This is a genomic window from Rothia nasimurium, from assembly GCF_928392795.1.
Classification (GTDB): Bacteria; Actinomycetota; Actinomycetes; order Actinomycetales; family Micrococcaceae; genus Rothia; species Rothia nasimurium_F.
Genome location: NZ_CAKMTJ010000003.1, coordinates 114,235 through 131,371 on the forward strand (window position 1 = coordinate 114,235; position 17,137 = coordinate 131,371).

The following is a 17,137-nucleotide window of genomic DNA, read 5'->3' on the forward strand; positions in this document are numbered from 1 at the left end:
TAGCCCAATGACGACCGCCCGCCCCGCTGAGACCACTCCCAACCGTACCGACGGCGTCCTCACCTACGCCAAAGTCGGCGATCTGACCCTTGAATCAGGGGCAGTGCTGCCCGACGTCACCATCGGCTACGAAACCTGGGGAACCCTCAACGAGGCGGGCGACAACGCCATTTTGATCCTGCACGCCCTGACCGGAGACACCCACGTCTCGGCAGGGCGGGTAGGGGCGGACGCTAGCGAGCAAGACCGCGCCTACGCCGAAGCCGCCGGTTGGTGGCCCACTGCCGTCGGCCCCGGCCGCGTCATCGATACCGACAAATACTTCGTCATTTCACCCAACATGCTCGGCGGCTGCTACGGCACCACCGGCCCAGCCTCACCCGCCCCGGCCAGTATCGACCCCGAACAAAAACCCTGGGGCTCCCGCTTCCCCCTCGTTACCATCCGCGACGGCGTCCGCGCTGAAAAACGCCTGCTCGACCAGCTCGGCGTTACCTCCCTCCACCACGTCATCGGCGGCTCCCTCGGCGGTGCCCGCGCTGCCGAATGGGCCGTCACCTACCCCGAGCTCGTCCGCTCCTGCGCTGTCATCGCCTCCGGCCCCGCCGCCACCGCCGAACAAATCGCCTGGGGCCACATGCAAAACCTGGCGATCCGCCAAGACCCCGCCTTCGCTGGCGGCGACTACTACCCCGGCCCCGGCCCCGTCACCGGCCTGGCCCTGGCCCGCCGCATCGCCCACACCACCTACCGCTCCGCCGCTGAACTCCACTTCCGCTTCGGCCGCGACGCCCAAGACGGCCACAACGTCCTGCACCCCGTTTCCACAGAACGCGGCCGCTACCAGGTCGAAAACTACCTGGACCACCACGGCACCAAACTCACCAACCGCTTCGACGCCAACTCCTACCTGGCTATCAATGAAGCCCTGCTCTCCCACGACCTTGGGCGCGACCGCGGCGGCCTCGAAAAAGCCCTCGCCCGCACCACCTGCAACTGGACCATCGCCTACGTCGACTCCGACCGCCTCTTCTTCCCCTCCGACTCCCACATCCTGGCAGCCTCCCTGCCCAACCCCGTAGAGCCAGCCGTCATCCACTCACCCTGCGGCCACGACGGCTTCCTCATCGAACACGAACAGCTCGAAAGAATCCTCGCCACCAGCATCGAAACCCAGGACGCCGCCGACGAAGCAAAACCGCGGGAGCGCAAGCACCTGTGGGCAGTGGCCTAAGGCTGGCTCTGCCGGTGGTAAGTTGGGGGTTATGAACCAGTACACTGTTGAATATTCAAAGGCAGAACCCTTTCGCCGGGGCACCCACCTGGTTGTCCTTCTGCACGGCTACGGCTCCCACGAACGCGACCTGCTGGGGCTCACCCCCTACCTGCCGAGCGAGAAGGTGACCTACGCGTCCGTCCGCGCGCCCCAGCCCGTCGGCTACCCGCTACCGGCCGACGCCGACTCCGCCTACATCGAGAGCCCCGCCATGGGATACCAGTGGTGGCCCCTCAACCAGCAACTAGAAACCGTCGGCTTTACCGCCATCGAACTGGCTGTCGACTATCTGCTGGGCTGGCTCGAACCTATTGCCGCCGACTACGACAGCGTGACCCTGCTGGGCTTCTCTCAGGGCATGGCCCTTGCCACCTCGGTAGCCCGCGCCCGCCCCGACCTCATCAAGGCTGTGGTTGGGCTCTCCGGCTACGCCGTGGCCGGGGGAGAGCACTACTTCAAGGACGCCCAGCTAGCGGACGAGCCCCTACCGCTCTTCTGGGGCCGCGACGAAGCCGACCCCATCATCACCCCCGACAAAATTGCCTACACCCAGGAGTGGGTAGCCGGCCACACCGCTCTCACCGCCCAGACCTACCCCAACATCGGGCACGGGGTCGCAGCAGCAGAACTCACCCATATCTCAGCATTCCTCAATGAGAAAGTACTTGCTGAATAATGATGTGTAAGGACTGCGGGCTCGCCTTTAACGGGCTAGGGGAGCCCGCAGATCAAACGCGAAAATAATTGCCTGGGCGAGCTGTTTTTCCTGAGGCTCCGTGAGGTAACCAATCGTCCGCCCTAGGGTGTCCTGACGGACCGTCAGGATGTTATCCACAGAGATAGCGCACTCACGGTCAAGACCGTTAGCAGGCCCTAGTAAGACCTCGCTCGATAGCCCCTTGATCGTTGAGGTGATAGGGGCGATGGTCACCTTAGTCATCGCAAACCGCGTAGGCTCGCGCGTCAAAATGACCGCTGGCCTTGTCTTATCGAGATGGACTAAACAAATTTCGCGCACGATTCAACGCCTACTGCTGAGACGAAGGCGTGCTGCTGGCCCAGTCCACTAACTCGTCCAGGTCATCCTCTGGGCCCAGAGAAGCCAGAATAGCTGCATCAACTAAAGCCGCCCGGCGTCGCCTCTCATGCTCAAGCGCCTCAGCAACAATCTCAGCGCGGCTTCTAGCCTGGCCTTCCTCAACCTCATGATCAAGAAAGGCCACTAAATCATCGGGTAAACGGACTGCAATCTGAACTGTCATATCCCGAGAATACCAATATGGGATTCGCTTGGCTAGAGGTTATTCAACCTCCACCTGCACGGTCACGCCGTTCAGCTCAACAGTATCGCCAGCGTGCAGCTGACGTCCGCGCTGCTCACAAATCTCACCGTTCACCTTCACCAGGCCGTCCTGAATCACCTCACGGGCATGCACCCCGTTCTCCACCAGATTCGCCAACTTCAAAAACTGGCCCAGGCGAATCATCTCATCACGAATAAAAACAGACTCAATACTCATACCCACCACTCTACCCGCGCCAACACTCGCACCCCTACGTACGGTAGGCTTAAAGACGAGTGCGCCACCCGGCCCACTTTCTTTTTACATCCAAGCACGCCACAACCGGTGGCGCAGGCTCATAGGAGAAACCAAAAACCATGGCACCGAAGTCCAAACTCGACAACGTTATTTCACTGGCCAAGCGCCGCGGATTCGTCTTCCAGGCAGGTGAAATCTACGGAGGATCCCGCTCAGCATGGGACTACGGCCCGCTCGGTGCCGAACTCAAAGAAAACATCCGCCAGCAGTGGTGGCAGACCTTCGTACGCGGCCGCGAAGACATGGTCGGCCTCGACTCCTCCATCATCCTGCCCAAGGCAGTCTGGGAGGCCTCAGGCCACGTCGCAACCTTCACCGACCCCCTCGTTGAATGCCTCTCCTGCCACTCCCGCCACCGCCAGGACCACCTCATCGAGGCCTTCGAAGCGAAGAAGGGCCGCGCCCCCGAAAACGGCATGGACGACATCGTCTGCCCCAAGTGCGGCACCAAGGGCCAGTGGACCGAACCCCAAAACTTCTCCGGCCTCATGAAAACCTACCTCGGCCCCGTCGACAACGAAGAGGGCCTGCACTACATGCGCCCCGAAACCGCCCAGGGCATCTTCGTCAACTTCAACAACGTCGTCACCGCCGCCCGCAAGCGTCCGCCCTTCGGCATCGGCCAGATCGGCAAGGCCTTCCGCAACGAAATCACCCCCGGCAACTTCATCTTCCGAACCCGCGAGTTCGAACAGATGGAAATCGAATACTTCGTGCACCCCGACGACGCCCCCAAGTACTACGACCAGTGGATTGAAGACTGCTGGAACTGGTTCGTAGACCTCGGCATCAACCCCGACAATATGCGCAAGTTTGACGTGCCCGAAGACGACCGTGCCCACTACTCCGCAGGTACCATGGACCTCGAATACCGCTTCGGCTTTACCGGCTCCGAATGGGGCGAACTCATGGGCGTCGCCAACCGCACCAACTACGACCTCGGCGTCCACAACGAACACTCCAACGCCAAGCTCGAATACTTCGACCAGGGCACCGGCGAACGCTACGTACCCTACGTCATCGAGCCCTCCTTCGGCCTAACCCGCTCCATGATGGCCTTCCTCGTCGACTCCTACGTCGAAGACGAAGCCCCCAACACCAAGGGCGGCGTCGACAAGCGCACCGTGCTCAAGCTCGACCCGCGCCTGGCCCCCGTCAAGGCAGCCGTCCTGCCCCTGTCCAAGAAGGAAGACCTCGTCCCCACCGCCAAGAACCTGGCCGACGAACTCCGCCGCAACTGGAACATCGACTACGACGACGCCGGCGCCATCGGCCGCCGCTACCGCCGCCAGGACGAAATCGGCACCCCCTTCTGCATCACCGTCGACTTCGACACCCTCGAAGACCAGGCCGTCACCATCCGCGAACGCGACACCATGACCCAGGAACGCGTCTCCCTGGATCAGGTCACCGCCTACCTGGCAGCCAAGCTGACTAAGTAGGTATCTATAGGTACATAAAAGGACGGACGCGCGTTCGCCTGCTGACCCTCTTGGGGCTCGCGCTGGGGCGCTCACCCCAATTCACGCCAGCCCCGAGCCAGCAGGCTCTCCGCACGTCCGTCCTTTTCTTATACCTCCAGCACCTTCGGCGCTAGATTTCTACCCTCTTCAAATCCAGGGTCAAGTGGCCCGATGCCGATCGGGCAGCCTCCCAGTCACTGCGCAACACCGACTTGATCACCGCATCGTGGTACTCGCCGTCAATCAGGAAAGCCTCGCGGCGGCGTCCTTCGGGCACAAACCCGCAGGAAGTGTAGACGTGCTTGGCCCGTTCGTTGAAGTCCAGCACCTCAAGCTCAATCCGGTGCAGATCCAGCTTCTCAAAAGCGTAATCGACCATGAGCTTCGTCGCCTCAGTGCCGTAGCCCTTATTCTGGCCAGCCCGACCAATTGCAATACGGTAGTTGACCGAGCCGTTATCGGGGTCGTACTCGTTGAAGGCAACCTCGCCCACGTACTTCTGCTGGTCCAGCGCATAAATCGCCAAGTCGAGGCGGTTCTTCTTCTCGTTGCGGCGGGAGTACCACTCACGGGTCTTAGTCTCGTTGAAGGGGTGGGTCTCTGTTGAGCGGGAGTGAACGGTGCCGGTCTTAATCAGCACGTCGGGTTCCTGCAGAATACCGATCATGGCGTCAATGGCATCGGCGTCGAAGGGGCGCAGCTCAATGCGGGAACCTACGAGGGTGGGCTTGTGGGCAAGGGGAGAAGTCATAACACCACGCTAAACAATAGAGTCAAATAAACTTTAAGCCCTTAAAGTCTAGCCGGTAACAGGTCGGTGAAATCAAGGTGCCGCTCTGCCGGTTCACCACGCTCAGCGTTCAGATCTTCCCCGCAGCGGACGCCCGCAACTTAGGCAGGGGCGCTAAAGTAGATGGGTACACCCCACCGGCTACCCGAAAGGCACCACCGTGAGCACCGCCGAGAATACCTACACCCTACGCCCCTGGCGAGAGGGCGACACCCTAGCCCTGCTCGAATACTGGCACGATGCCGAAAACCGGCAGGTAGCCGCCTTCCGCTCGTCCTTCGGGCCCGGCTCCGATAGCCGCTTCTCCCGCACCCTAGTCGCCGAGCACCAGGGCGTGCCCGTGGCCGCAGGCACCGTCTACGAGACTGACCTGCACCCCAACCGCCTCTGGTCCTACATCGAAGTAGCCCCCGAACACCGCCGTGCAGGCCTCGGCAGCCTGCTCCTACAGGCCCTGAAGGACGCCGCCTCCTCAGCCCCCAGCGGCACCGTAGCTCTGCGCGCCAAGGTGGAACCGGCGTCCACCGGCCTCGACTTTGCCTCTGCTCGCGGCTTCGCGGTCGCCCAGCGCTCGCGCATGGTGCGTATCGAAGCCGGGGCGGTGCCGTCCGTGCCCTTGCGCCAGGACGAATCTGAACGCATCACTCAGGCCATCGAGGACCTGGCCACCGGGTCTGTCGAACTTACCCAGCGCTTCTGGGACTTCTACCGGGCCGTGCACACCTGGGATGAACCCGCCGACCTCCCCATAGGCCGCATTAACCGTCTTTTCCTCTCCGACGAAGCTGAAGCCCTGGGTGCCGTCGTGCTGCGCGACGATGTGCTGCGCGCCCAGGCAAACGGGAAGAAGGGCGACATTATCGCCTTTGCTGTGAGCTACCGCCCCATCGAGGTAGACGCTGGCCAGATGCCGGTCTCTGAAGATGACGCCACCGAAATTACCATCGGCTACCGGGTGGGCCACCCCGGCGCCCGTGAAGCTATTATGCAGCTGCTCTCGGTGCTGACCGGCTCCTACGCTGTGCAGATCGAGGTCGATGACTCTATGGAGGATCTAGCCGTGCTGATTGACCAGTTGCTGAAGATGGGGGTCGCCACCGTGACCAGCGAGTCTCTGGTACTGGTTGACGGTTAAAGGCCCGTGGACGATACGCGTGTAGAGAGAATCTTGCGCGTGGTTGAGTGCGTGCCTGCCGGGCAGGTTGCTACCTACGGGGACGTCGGCGCCGTAGCTGGTGAGTCTCCCCGGCTGGTAGGGCGCGTGTTGGCGACCTGGGGATCGAATGTTCCTTGGTGGCGGGTGTGCAATGCCCGCGGTGAGATACCGGGGCACCTAGAGCAGGCGTACTCCCATTGGCAGGACGAGGGCACCCCGCTACGAGTGGACGGCCGGGTCGCTCTGGGCGCTGCCCGTATGGACGCGGACGCCCTGGCTCGTCTCTCTGCCCCGCGGTTAGCTGAGCTGGGGGAGGGATAAGCAGGAGCTAGACGCCGATGTCGCGGGCTTTGCGCCTCTGAGCTGAAGCCTCCCGGGCGCTACTGCTTGAACCGATGTACCCGATCAACGGCCAGATTGCAGCGTTCTGAGCTTGCATATCCCAAAAGATATTGAAAATTGCCCAGAGAACCCAGGTAATAGTAAGCGCCCAGGCAAAGAGTCCCGGTCGCCATACCATCGTGCGGCTTCCCCTGGGGCGCAGGAACCACTGAGTGAGCACCGTACCAACAGCCACGAGGCCAATCGCCCACAAGGTGATAGCTAGTTCTCGGCTGAGGTACCAGGTGATACAACCGTGGAGACCCCACAGTCCCACCATGATGAGGGGTGCGTAGATGCTGTTACCAGGGGAGGGGCGTCGAGTCGTCATTGAAGATCACCAATCCTGTTACTTTGCGGGCTGAGTTGAAAGAGAGTTGGCCAACCGGCTCTCCACGTTCGTGGCGCAGCCGGTATGTGAGGGTAAAGCCGGATCCTGCCTGCTCCACTACCGTTTTCTTGACTTCGACAAAGGGGCCATTTGCCTCAAGCACCTGCTGCCAGGTTTTCAGAATCTTGCGTTTAGACAGTAACCGGGCGGTGGTGTAGGTCATGTGGCTGTGTACATGCTCAATGTCTTCATGGGCAAGTGCGGCAAAGAGGGCCTCGGTGACTTGTTCCAGTTCCACCTGAATCTGCGAGAGAGACCGGGCGTTGTAGACAGTTTCTGAAAAGCGCTGGGCAGCAGCCTGCTTAGTCACTCCGATAGCCGAGCCGATGAGCTGCCAGGTGGCGCCGCCTGCGCGAGCGGCCTGCACGGCGTCCTCAAGCGCACGGGTTGCCAGGCTAACCTGCTCGTTAGCGGTGCGGACGGCGGTAATGCGCGGATCGTTGGACTGCACGGAGCCTCCTTTCTTAGACGCTTCCTTAGGTGCGTCAAGCAATCTTGACGTATCACAAGTATGTGATTGTTCTTGGGTGCCTGTCAAGAGGTTTTGACGATTCACCGATTGGATTTGAAGTGTTGCCTATGCTGGGGGCGTGTATGTGGAAAATATTTACTTTAAAACTAACCCCCTGTTACTTTCTTGCTTTATCTGTCAAAAATGACATGACTAGGCATGTTGTTGATTGGCATGCCTAGTCGTGCTCTATTATTCACCTCAGGGTGAAATTTTGTCTTTTTTCTTAAAAAGTTCGCTTAGTAGTTGCTCAGCCTGCTGAAAGTATGTAAGGTTATTACCAGTTGCTCAGCCTACTGATAGCACTCATCGGGAGAGCTCGGCTGGCGCAACACCTCGTACTGAGAGTCGCAAAGAAAGGCAATAGCTCATGGCTACCAACGAAACCATCGAAACCCTGCGCAACAGCACCGTATTCGGCACCGACGGTGAAAAGATTGGCAAGGTAGGCGAGCTCTACCTCGACGCCCAGACCGGTGAACCCACCTTCGTTACCGTCAACACCGGTTTCTTCGGCACCAACGAATCCTTCATCCCCGTGGACAAGGCCCGCTACGCAGGCGAAGAAATCCACGTTCCCTACACCAAGGAATTCGTCAAGGACGCCCCCAACATCGCCGAAGACGGCGAACTTTCACCCGCTGAAGAGCAGCGCCTCTACGAGTACTACTCACTCACCGCAGGCACCGCAACCGCAGGTACCGCAACTGCCGGTGTAGCTAACACCGAGCGTCCTGCCGCCGATGCCCACGCAGCTCAGGCCACCGCAACTGCCGAGAACGGCGACGTCGTTGCCCACGAAGAGCGCCTGAACGTTGGCACCGCCACCAGCGCAACCCAGACCGGCCAGGTCCGCCTGCGCAAGGTCGTCCGCACCGAAACCGAAACCGTCGAGGTGCCCGTCCGCAAGGAAGAAATCGTTGTTGAGCGCACCAACCTCAAGGACGGCGAAGTTGTAGAAAACTACGACTTCGACTCCGCCGAGGCACAGGCAGACGTTACCGTCACCGCCCACGAAGAGCGCCCCGTTGTCTCCACCGAAACCGTAGCCACCGAGCGCGTCTCAGTTGGCAAGGAAGTACGCACCGACACCGAGCGCGTCTCAGCAGACGTCCGCAAGGAAGAAATCGTTGTAGAAGGCGACAACAAGTAAGCCTCGCTCTAAGCCTCTAGCGCTGAACCACAGCCTCATGAAGGGCCCCGGGAATGAACCACCCGGGGCCCTCTGTTTACCCTCACAACTCACGGAAGAACAATGACTCATCTCGTAGATCCCCGCAGTAAATACCCCGTCATCGCACCACCCGAACAGACCCAGCCCGAACCTGGTCTTGACGCTGAAATGACCCCCAAAGCCGACCTCGGCATCGACAGCTACCGGGGGACAGGGCGCCTCAAGGGCCGCCGTGCCCTCATCACCGGCGGTGACTCGGGTCTGGGAGCTGCCGTCGCCATCGCCTACGCCCGCGAGGGTGCTGACGTTGCCATTGCCTACCTTCCCGAAGAAGAACCCGATGCGCGCACCATCATTGAACAAATCGAAAAAGCTGGAGTGCGAGCCCTGGCTCTACCCGGTGACCTACGGGAACTAGAGCAGTGCCAGCTGATTGTTGAAAAAACCGTTGAAGCCTTCGGCGGGCTCGATATTCTCGTCAATAACGCCAGCCGTCAGGTGTGGCACGAAAAGCTCGAAGACCTCTCAGACGAAGACTTCGATACCACCATGAAAGCTAACGTCTACTCGTCCTACCGGGTCACCAAGGCCGCGCTACCGCACCTTCAGGCAGGTTCCTCCATCATCTTCACTTCCTCAATTCAGGCCTACGAGCCCAGCGAAACCCTGCTGGACTACGCCCTGACCAAGGCAGCCCAGAACAATTTCAGCAAGGGGCTAGCCCAGGCGCTAACGCCGCGCGGTATCCGCGTGAACTCGGTAGCACCCGGCCCCTTCTGGACTCCGTTGCAGCCCAGCTATGGTCAGCCGATGGAGAAGCTGACTCAGTTCGGCCAGGATACCCCGCTGGGCCGTGCTGGTCAGCCGGCTGAAATTGCGGGTGCCTACGTATTCCTGGCCTCAGACGAAGCCAGCTATGTCTCAGGCGAGACCCTGGGCCTCACCGGCGGGCGTCCTACCCCGTAGGTTGCAAAACAACAGTGCGAAACCTGCCCCTGGCTCAGAGGTCTCTAAGGTCTCTGAACCAGGGGCAGGCTTTTGGTGAAGGCTTATGCGGAGGGTTTCTACCAGGGCAATTCAGCTGAGTCATTCAAATAGATGAGGAAACCGATGACCTTCCTACTGGAATTGAAAGCAATCTGACCGACGGGTTTACCGTCTGTATGCTCTAGTGTGAAGTCTGCGATTGCGAAGATTGAGCTGTTCGGGATTTTGACGGTTGCCGAGAAAACTTTGAATTCGTGAGGGCTCGGGGCGTGTAGGTTGATGGAACCAACGCGCTGGAACTCGCCGCAGCCGTTCAACACTTCTTGCCAAACCTCGGCAAGCTTTTTCTTACCGAGACCTCGTTTGGCGGTGAAAGAGAAGTAGCTGTGCACCTTCTCCCAGTCTTGTTCTGAAACGCGATAAAGAACAGATTTTGCGGTGTTATTGAGGTGGGCCTGGGTTGCTTCTGAGAATTGCATGGGCGCGATCTCCTGAACTATTTTTGAGTATTTCTGAGCTGCTGCCTGGCGGCTAATCCCTAACACTGAGCCAATCTCACCCCAGGAGTAACCATCCTTTTTAGCGACGGCAACACAGTGGTTGAGATAGTGTTCAGAGTCCTGAGCGGCCTCCTGGGCTAGAGCTATGTTCTCGAGTTGGGTTGGCAGATTTTCCATGGAGTCTCCTAGATGTGAAGTCGTCAAGGTTTTATTTCGGTTCCACGTTTTAATGATACTCAGATTTGTGTGGGTATGTAAAGGTTTTATTTCGTTAGCACATAATGGCGGCTAGATGGAAGCTGTGGACGACGGAGTACGCCCCGAACAACCTTCTAACTCCAGCTTGGTGGGGGGCGCGTCCTTTTCCTCCTTGCATCAAAGCTGGTACTGTGAGGTGCCCCGCTGACCGCGTCAGTTCAAGTGTGCGAAAATAGCTCAGTGACTCTTTCAACTGACACCCCCGCAGAAACCAGCGCCGCGCCGCAGCTTAAACTGCCGCCCCTGCAACTGGGCAAGCTGACCGTTGATACCCCCGTGGTGCTGGCGCCCATGGCAGGCGTAACCAATAAAGCCTTCCGCCGGCTCTGCCGCGACTACGGTGGCGGACTGTACGTGACCGAGATGGTCACAGCGCGGTCCCTGGTGGAGCGCAACCCCGAGTCCCTGCGCATTATTGACCATGACGGCGACGAAAAGATCCGCTCCATTCAGATTTACGGGGTGGACGCCGTCAACGTGGGTAAGGCAATCCGTATGGTGGTCGAAGAAGACCGCGCCGACCATATTGACCTGAACTTCGGTTGCCCCGTGCCCAAGGTGACTAAGCTGGGTGGCGGCTCAGCCCTGCCCTGGAAGACCGACCTCTTTACCGCTATCGTCCAGACCGCCGTGCGCGAGGCATCCCGCGGGGACGTGCCCCTGACTATCAAGATGCGTAAGGGCATTGACGAGGACCACCTGACCTACCTGGAATCAGCCAAAATCGCTCGTGACGCGGGTGTTGCGGCGATTGCCCTGCACGGCCGCACCGCCGCCCAGCACTACTCCGGCAAGGCCGACTGGGACTCCATTGCCCGCCTGCGCGAGGCAATCCCCGACGTGCTGATTCTCGGCAACGGCGACATTTTCTCCGCCGAGGACGCCATCGCCATGGTCGAGCAGACCGGCGTGGACGGCATCGTGGTCGGCCGCGGTTGCCAGGGCCGCCCCTGGCTCTTTGGCGACCTGCAAAACGCCTTTGAAGGGTCTGAAGAGCGCCACCGCCCCAGTGTGTCTGAGGTAGCCGATATGATTTACCGCCACGCTGAGCTGCTGGTAGAGACCTTTGGTGACGAGACCCGCGGCCTACGTGAGATCCGCAAGCATGTGGCCTGGTACTTCCACGGCTACCCGGTGGGCGGTAAGCTGCGCGCCAAGATGTCTACCGTGCCCACCCTTGAGGCCTTCCGCGAGTACCTAGCCGAGCTGGACCACTCCATCGGCTACCCCGGTGCCGCTGTTGAGGGCCCTCGCGGACGTGCTGGCAACCCCAAGAAGCCCCACCTGCCCGACGGCTGGCTGAACTCCCGCGTCCTGGGGGACGCCGAGCGCCTGGGCTTGGTGGACGCCGAGCTGGATATCAGCGGCGGCTAGGGGAGCGGACGGCCGGGCCCGGCTAGTCCATGTCGGGCGGCGGAGGGTCGGTGGGAGTTTTGCCTTTCCACAGGTTCATGTCCCACATGATGGAGAAAGAACTCACCATGTGGAGGCTATGAAAGACAGCTCCGCACTCTTCGCCGTAGATGTCGCTGGCTGGGTCTGATGCGGCGATGGCCCGTACCGCCGTGATATTGAGGCAGATAACAAGGATCAGTAGGAGAAGCCCGAGTATCCACTCGTAGACGAGTAGGCTAGCGGCCGCCATAGTGAGAAGGAGCGTCGCCCAGCCTTTGAGAGTGTTGCCCAGAAAGAACTCGTGGGTGCCCAGGTAGCCCTGCCAGCAAGCCATCTGGTAGGCCCTGGACTTGGTGCGGATCAGCCTTTCATACTGAAAACGCTCCAAATCGCCGTAGTTGGGTACGTACTTCTCGCTCATAGAAGACGACTGTACCTTCCAGTAGGGGGGCGCAAACCAGACAAACCATAGGTTACATTGAGTGCTTACCAGAATCGCGCAGGGCCCACAAGCGACGTGGGCGCTGCGCGATTCTTGTGGGCGCTAAGTGCCTGGCGGAGGGAACGGTATAACGTACACTCGCGGATGAAGAGATAGCCCTGGAGCTAAGAACACACTGGATAGAATCATGGTATGCAGATTGAACTGACCCGATTTCGGGTAAAACCGGGCAAGCGACATAAGGTCGATGAGTGGATGCTTTTCCTCAATCAGAACATGGAGGCTGTCAAGGAAACACTAGAGCCTGAGCACATGTATGTTGAGACAATCTTTGCTGAAACAATCGATGGAACCGATTACCTGTACTGGTATTCGGTGCGTGGGGAGGCCGGCTTAGAACAGAAGGTTACTGAGTCTGAGCACTGGTTGGACGAAAAACACGTCGAGTACTGGCGTGAATGTATCGATCCTACGTACCCGCCCCAAGATCTGTCGCCGCGCGTGCACATGCTGCCTGACCGCGTCCTGGCATCTATGAAGCCGCTGCCCCAGTAAACAGTGCTTATCAGAATCGCGCAGGGCCCACGACGCTCGTGGGCCCTGCGCGATTCTTGTGGGCACTGAGTTCGTGAAGGGTAGGGGTGGGCGGACGCTGCACCCCGCTTCCCTGCCTCTGGGCAGGAAGAACGGGGGGCGGCGTCCGCCCCACTGAGCTGGGTGCACCCTCTAGACTTAAAAACATGCACACCCACACCCTGATCCCTGAAACCCCGGCCGATACCGCAGAGATCCGCAATTTACTCCTGGCAGCTTTTGATACCAGCTATGAGGCTGATCTGGTGGAAGCCCTGCGCGGCAACCACAACGCCTGGGAACCGGGAATCTCCCTCACAGCCCGCGACACCGTCACCGGTGCTCTCGTCGGCTACATTCTCATCAGCCGCTGCTGGGTGGGGTCCTGGCCTGCCTATGCGCTCGCGCCCCTGGCCGTCCACCCTGATTACCAGGGCAGGGGAGTGGGCACCGCCCTAGCCGGTGAAGCCCTCACCCGCGCCCGGGCGTCCGCCCAGGTCAGCAATGCACCCACCAGCCTGCTGGTGCTCGGAGAGCCCGCCTACTACAGCCGTTTTGGGTTCGAGGTGGCAGCCCGCCACGGGGTGCGCGCAGTCATCGACGGTATTGAGCCGGCTGCCCTGGCAGAAGCCCTGCAGCTCGTTAACCTCACCCCCGACTACCCGCCTATCTCAGGCGAGGTTACCTGGCCCGCCGAATACGGCCTCGACCAGGGCGATGACCTCTAAACTGGAATCCCAGGCCTAGATTGAACCGGTAGAGAAAAGACGAGATCCATGAGCAGCACCTTCACCCCCGAACAGGCCCCCACCCCCGGCTATAGCGCAGCGGACGCCGAACGCTGGGTTCCCGAACACCACAAGTTTGTCTACCGCTCGCCCTTTGAACGCGACCGGGCCCGTGTGTTGCATTCCGCGGCTCTGCGCCGTCTCGGTGCCAAAACCCAGGTGGTTGACCCCGATACCGACGACTTCGTGCGTACCCGCCTGACCCACTCCCTCGAAGTTGCCCAGATTGGCCGCGAGCTGGGGCGCATGCTGGGCTGCGACCCCGATGTGGTCGATACCGCCTGCCTCTCCCACGACCTCGGCCACCCGCCCTTTGGGCACAACGGTGAAACCGCCCTCGACCGGCTAGCGGCGGACGCCGGTGGTTTTGAGGGCAACGCCCAGACCCTGCGCCTGCTCACCCGCCTTGAACCCAAGGTGATTAGGCACGACGGCGGTTCTGCCGGGCTGAACCTGACCCGGGCGTCCTTGGACGCAACCTGCAAGTACCCCTGGACCCGCACCAACGCCCCCGCCCGAACCGATGGCAAGCCCAACCGCAAATTTGGCATCTACACCGATGATCTGCCCGTCTTCGAATGGCTCCGCGCCGGGGCCGCTGAAGCCGGTGCCGCACCGACTCAAAAGTGCATCGAAGCCCAGGTTATGGACCTTGCCGACGACATCTCTTACTCCGTGCACGACGTCGAGGACGCCGTCTTCGGCGGGCACGTGCAGCTCGACGAGCTGAAAAACGCGGACGCCCGCCAGCAGGTTTTCGACAAAACCCGCCTCTGGTACCTGCCCGGGGTCGAGGACGCCACCCTCGACAAAGCCCTAACCCGCTTAGAGAACCTCAACCGCTGGGTGCCCAATATGACGGGGACCCGCTCGTCCATGGCGGCGTTCAAGGCCCTTACCTCTAAACTCATTGGGCGTTTTGCTGCCAGCGCCATGCTGGCAACCCGCGATGTCTACGGGGACGAACCGCTTACCCGCTACCAGGCCCAGCTGGTGGTGCCTGAAGAAACTGAGCACGAAATCGCCGTGCTCAAGGGCATCGCCACGGCATTTGTGATGGCTCCCCGCGATGCGGCAGCCGCGCAGACAACAGAGGGGAACCAGCAGGAGATCCTTGAATTCCTGGTGCACGCCCTCTTTGATAACCCCAACTACCTCGACCCGGTCTTTGCCGCCGACCTACAGGAGCTGGGGCGCAATGACGATACCGCCCGTCTGCGACTGGTAATTGACCAGGTCGCCTGCCTGACCGACCGCTCCGCGGTCGCCCTCTTCAAACGAATCACAGGAACCCACTGGGCGGTTGGTGACAAACCGCTGTGGTAAGCCAAAACCCACCGGCTTGACGGCCCGGACTAAAATTGAACCCGTGGCAGGCTTAATCAAACGAGAAGACATTGACGAGGTGCGTTCCCGCACCGACATCCGCGAAATCATCGAAGGGTACGTAACCCTCAAATCCGCCGGTATCGGCTCTTTCAAGGGCCTGTGCCCTTTCCACGATGAGCGCACCCCCAGCTTCCACGTGCGCCCCCAGATGGGCACCTACCATTGCTTCGGCTGTGGCGAATCGGGCGATGTGATCAGCTTCCTCATGGAAATGGACCACACCTCCTTCACCGAAACCGTTGAAAAACTCGCCGCCCGCATCGGTTACGAACTGCACTACGAGCAGGGTAGCGGCATGAGCCGCGAAGAGGTCGGACGCCGCCAGCGCCTCCTCGATGCCCACAAGATTGCAGCGGAGTTCTTTCAAAAAAACCTCTACACCCCTGCCGCCGTTGAAGCCCAAAAGTTTCTCGGCGCCCGCGGCTTCGACCCCGCAGCCACCCAAAAATTCGGGGTGGGCTTTGCCCCGCGCGGTTGGGATAACCTGCTCAAATACCTCATGAACAAGGGCTTTACCACCGAGGAACTCCGCGAAACCGGTATGTTCTCAGAAGGGCAGCGGGGTCTGTACGACCGGTTCCGCGGGCGCATCATCTGGCCCATCCGCAACATCACCGGCGAAACCATCGGCTTCGGCGCTCGCCGCCTCTTCGACGACGACCAGGGGCCTAAATACCTCAACACCCCCGAGACCGCCCTCTACAAAAAATCACAGGTCCTCTACGGGCTTGACCTAGCCAAACGCCCTATCGCCAAGAAGAAGCAGATTGTGGTCGTCGAGGGCTACACCGACGTCATGGCCGCTCAGCTAGCTGGAATCGACACCGCCGTAGCCACCTGCGGCACCGCCTTCGGTACCGACCACATCAAAATCGTCCGCCGTCTTATCTCCGACGACGGCACCGGCGGCGAAGTTATCTTCACCTTCGACGGCGACGCCGCCGGTCAAAAAGCCGCCCTGGCTGCTTTCTCAGAAGACCAGAGGTTCGTCGCCCAAACCTTCGTCGCCGTCGCCAAAGACGGCATGGATCCCTGCGACCTGCGCCTAGCCCGCGGGGACGCCGCCGTACGCTCCCTCATCGCCTCCCGGCGTCCGCTCTTCGAATTCGCCATCGACGCCACCCTCGCCAACTACGACCTGGGAACCCTCGAAGGGCGCGTGCGCGGCATGCGCGCCATCGCCCCCATCATCGCCGGAATCAAGGACGCCGCCCTGCGGCCAGCCTACGTACGGCAAGTTTCAGGGCAGTTAGGGCTAGACGCCGCCGAAGTCCAACGAGCCGTGAGCGCTGCAGCAGCCAATCCGCAGGCGTCCGCCAGCCAAAGGGCAGAGGCTGCAGAAGCCGAACGAGCCGCCCGCGCCGCCGCAGAAGAGACCCCCGCCCCCGCTGAGGATCCCTACGACCTACCCGACCTGCGTGACCCCGCAGCCCGCACTGAACGCGAAGCCCTCGAAATCGTGCTGCAATACCCCCAATACCTCTCCCTCGAACAGTGGCAAGAACTAGCCACCGTACACTACCGCTACCGGGCCCACAGCGGCATCGCCCAGGGCATCATCGGGGCAGCCTCCACCATCGCCCCTGAGCCCGGAGCCACCTGGGTCAATACCGTGCGAGCTTATGCCCCCGAACCCGTCCACGCGCTCATCGCAGAACTCACCGTCGCCCCCATCCCCGCCCGCACCGACGACCAGCTCAACCGCTACTCCCGCGACATACTCAACCGCCTCTTCGAACAAGAAATCACCCGGCAAAAATCGGACCTACTGATGCAGCTTCAGCGCCTCTCGCCCCAGAACGATGCCGAGGCCTACCGGGAGATCCAACAGCAACTCCTCACCCTCGAACTCCGCCGCCGCAGCAAAATGCAAGGCCAAGACTAAGATGTGATGCAGTTAACTCAATCTTGATTTGCACGGGGTGAAAACCCCGTGTAGAGTTATTACTCGTTGCAGCGATGGAAACACCGCAAACAACATTCCCCCGTAGCTCAATTGGCAGAGCATTCGACTGTTAATCGAAGGGTTACTGGTTCGAGTCCAGTCGGGGGAGCAGTAATA

20 protein-coding genes and 1 tRNA gene are annotated in these 17,137 nt (G+C 60.6%); 13 read left to right on the forward strand and 8 right to left on the reverse strand.

What is annotated here, in order from left to right; genetic code table 11:
• Positions 1–7: 7 nt before the first annotated feature.
• Positions 8–1,234 (forward strand): homoserine O-acetyltransferase MetX, encoded by a 1,227-nt coding sequence (gene metX, locus L6963_RS04580; protein ID WP_237206728.1) that lies wholly within the window; start codon positions 8–10, stop codon positions 1,232–1,234.
• A 31-nt stretch (positions 1,235–1,265) separates the two neighbouring features.
• Positions 1,266–1,952: an alpha/beta hydrolase gene (locus tag L6963_RS04585; protein ID WP_237206729.1), complete on the forward strand. Its 687-nt coding sequence runs from the start codon at positions 1,266–1,268 to the stop codon at positions 1,950–1,952.
• Positions 1,953–1,979: 27 nt separating this feature from the next.
• On the opposite strand, the gene L6963_RS04590 is transcribed toward L6963_RS04585, so the two are convergent.
• The 3 genes from L6963_RS04590 to L6963_RS04600 are packed head-to-tail and all read right to left on the reverse strand — an operon-like array spanning position 1,980 to position 2,796.
• Positions 1,980–2,294, reverse strand: coding sequence for a type II toxin-antitoxin system PemK/MazF family toxin (locus tag L6963_RS04590; protein ID WP_272878324.1), 315 nt, complete (start codon positions 2,292–2,294; stop codon positions 1,980–1,982).
• A 10-nt stretch (positions 2,295–2,304) separates the two neighbouring features.
• Positions 2,305–2,538 carry a ribbon-helix-helix domain-containing protein gene (locus L6963_RS04595; RefSeq protein ID WP_272878323.1) on the reverse strand — a complete coding sequence of 78 codons (234 nt, stop codon included), beginning with the start codon at positions 2,536–2,538 and terminating at the stop codon, positions 2,305–2,307.
• Positions 2,539–2,577: 39 nt separating this feature from the next.
• On the reverse strand, positions 2,578–2,796 hold the full coding sequence (locus tag L6963_RS04600; RefSeq protein WP_237206731.1) for an RNA-binding S4 domain-containing protein: 219 nt from the start codon (positions 2,794–2,796) through the stop codon (positions 2,578–2,580).
• Between the two features lie 140 nt (positions 2,797–2,936).
• On the opposite strand from L6963_RS04600, the gene L6963_RS04605 reads away from it, so the two are divergent.
• Positions 2,937–4,319 carry a glycine--tRNA ligase gene (locus L6963_RS04605; protein WP_237206732.1) on the forward strand — a complete coding sequence of 461 codons (1,383 nt, stop codon included), beginning with the start codon at positions 2,937–2,939 and terminating at the stop codon, positions 4,317–4,319.
• Positions 4,320–4,470: 151 nt separating this feature from the next.
• Here the strand turns inward: L6963_RS04605 and L6963_RS04610 are convergent, their stop codons facing one another.
• Complete coding sequence (locus tag L6963_RS04610) at positions 4,471–5,091, reverse strand: GNAT family N-acetyltransferase (protein ID WP_237206733.1); 621 nt, start codon at positions 5,089–5,091, stop codon at positions 4,471–4,473.
• A 199-nt stretch (positions 5,092–5,290) separates the two neighbouring features.
• On the opposite strand from L6963_RS04610, the gene L6963_RS04615 reads away from it, so the two are divergent.
• Both L6963_RS04615 and L6963_RS04620 read left to right on the forward strand, forming a co-directional pair.
• Positions 5,291–6,265, forward strand: a complete 975-nt coding sequence (locus L6963_RS04615; RefSeq protein ID WP_237206734.1) for a GNAT family N-acetyltransferase — start codon at positions 5,291–5,293, stop codon at positions 6,263–6,265.
• Positions 6,266–6,271: 6 nt separating this feature from the next.
• Complete coding sequence (locus L6963_RS04620) at positions 6,272–6,607, forward strand: MGMT family protein (protein ID WP_237206735.1); 336 nt, start codon at positions 6,272–6,274, stop codon at positions 6,605–6,607.
• A gap of 7 nt (positions 6,608–6,614) precedes the next feature.
• On the opposite strand, the gene L6963_RS04625 is transcribed toward L6963_RS04620, so the two are convergent.
• Entirely contained in the window at positions 6,615–6,998 is a 384-nt protein-coding gene (locus L6963_RS04625; RefSeq protein WP_237206736.1) for a hypothetical protein, read from the reverse strand.
• A complete protein-coding gene (locus tag L6963_RS04630) occupies positions 6,970–7,509 on the reverse strand; it encodes a DUF3887 domain-containing protein (RefSeq protein WP_237206737.1) in 540 nt (179 codons plus the stop codon). Before L6963_RS04630 ends, L6963_RS04625 begins: the two co-directional genes overlap by 29 nt.
• Positions 7,510–7,939: 430 nt before the next feature.
• Between L6963_RS04630 and L6963_RS04635 the strand changes: the two genes are divergently transcribed.
• Both L6963_RS04635 and L6963_RS04640 read left to right on the forward strand, forming a co-directional pair.
• Positions 7,940–8,722, forward strand: coding sequence for a DUF2382 domain-containing protein (locus tag L6963_RS04635; RefSeq protein ID WP_237206738.1), 783 nt, complete (start codon positions 7,940–7,942; stop codon positions 8,720–8,722).
• A 102-nt stretch (positions 8,723–8,824) separates the two neighbouring features.
• Entirely contained in the window at positions 8,825–9,709 is an 885-nt protein-coding gene (locus tag L6963_RS04640; protein WP_237206739.1) for an SDR family oxidoreductase, read from the forward strand.
• Between the two features lie 98 nt (positions 9,710–9,807).
• On the opposite strand, the gene L6963_RS04645 is transcribed toward L6963_RS04640, so the two are convergent.
• Complete coding sequence (locus tag L6963_RS04645; RefSeq protein WP_237198624.1) at positions 9,808–10,407, reverse strand: DUF3887 domain-containing protein; 600 nt, start codon at positions 10,405–10,407, stop codon at positions 9,808–9,810.
• Positions 10,408–10,668: 261 nt separating this feature from the next.
• Here L6963_RS04645 and dusB point away from each other — a divergent pair, with 261 nt between their 5' ends.
• Complete coding sequence (gene dusB, locus L6963_RS04650) at positions 10,669–11,862, forward strand: tRNA dihydrouridine synthase DusB (RefSeq protein WP_237206740.1); 1,194 nt, start codon at positions 10,669–10,671, stop codon at positions 11,860–11,862.
• A 22-nt stretch (positions 11,863–11,884) separates the two neighbouring features.
• On the opposite strand, the gene L6963_RS04655 is transcribed toward dusB, so the two are convergent.
• Positions 11,885–12,304: a hypothetical protein gene (locus L6963_RS04655; protein ID WP_237206741.1), complete on the reverse strand. Its 420-nt coding sequence runs from the start codon at positions 12,302–12,304 to the stop codon at positions 11,885–11,887.
• Positions 12,305–12,517: 213 nt separating this feature from the next.
• Between L6963_RS04655 and L6963_RS04660 the strand changes: the two genes are divergently transcribed.
• From L6963_RS04660 to L6963_RS04680, 5 genes are all read left to right on the forward strand, one after another.
• Positions 12,518–12,880, forward strand: a complete 363-nt coding sequence (locus L6963_RS04660; protein WP_237206742.1) for a DUF6176 family protein — start codon at positions 12,518–12,520, stop codon at positions 12,878–12,880.
• 185 nt (positions 12,881–13,065) lie between these two features.
• Positions 13,066–13,626: a GNAT family N-acetyltransferase gene (locus L6963_RS04665; RefSeq protein WP_237206743.1), complete on the forward strand. Its 561-nt coding sequence runs from the start codon at positions 13,066–13,068 to the stop codon at positions 13,624–13,626.
• A 48-nt stretch (positions 13,627–13,674) separates the two neighbouring features.
• Positions 13,675–15,012 carry a deoxyguanosinetriphosphate triphosphohydrolase gene (locus tag L6963_RS04670; RefSeq protein WP_237206744.1) on the forward strand — a complete coding sequence of 446 codons (1,338 nt, stop codon included), beginning with the start codon at positions 13,675–13,677 and terminating at the stop codon, positions 15,010–15,012.
• A 43-nt stretch (positions 15,013–15,055) separates the two neighbouring features.
• Entirely contained in the window at positions 15,056–16,960 is a 1,905-nt protein-coding gene (dnaG, locus tag L6963_RS04675; RefSeq protein ID WP_237206745.1) for a DNA primase, read from the forward strand.
• 96 nt (positions 16,961–17,056) lie between these two features.
• A tRNA-Asn gene (locus L6963_RS04680) sits at positions 17,057–17,129 on the forward strand.
• Positions 17,130–17,137: the final 8 nt, after the last annotated feature.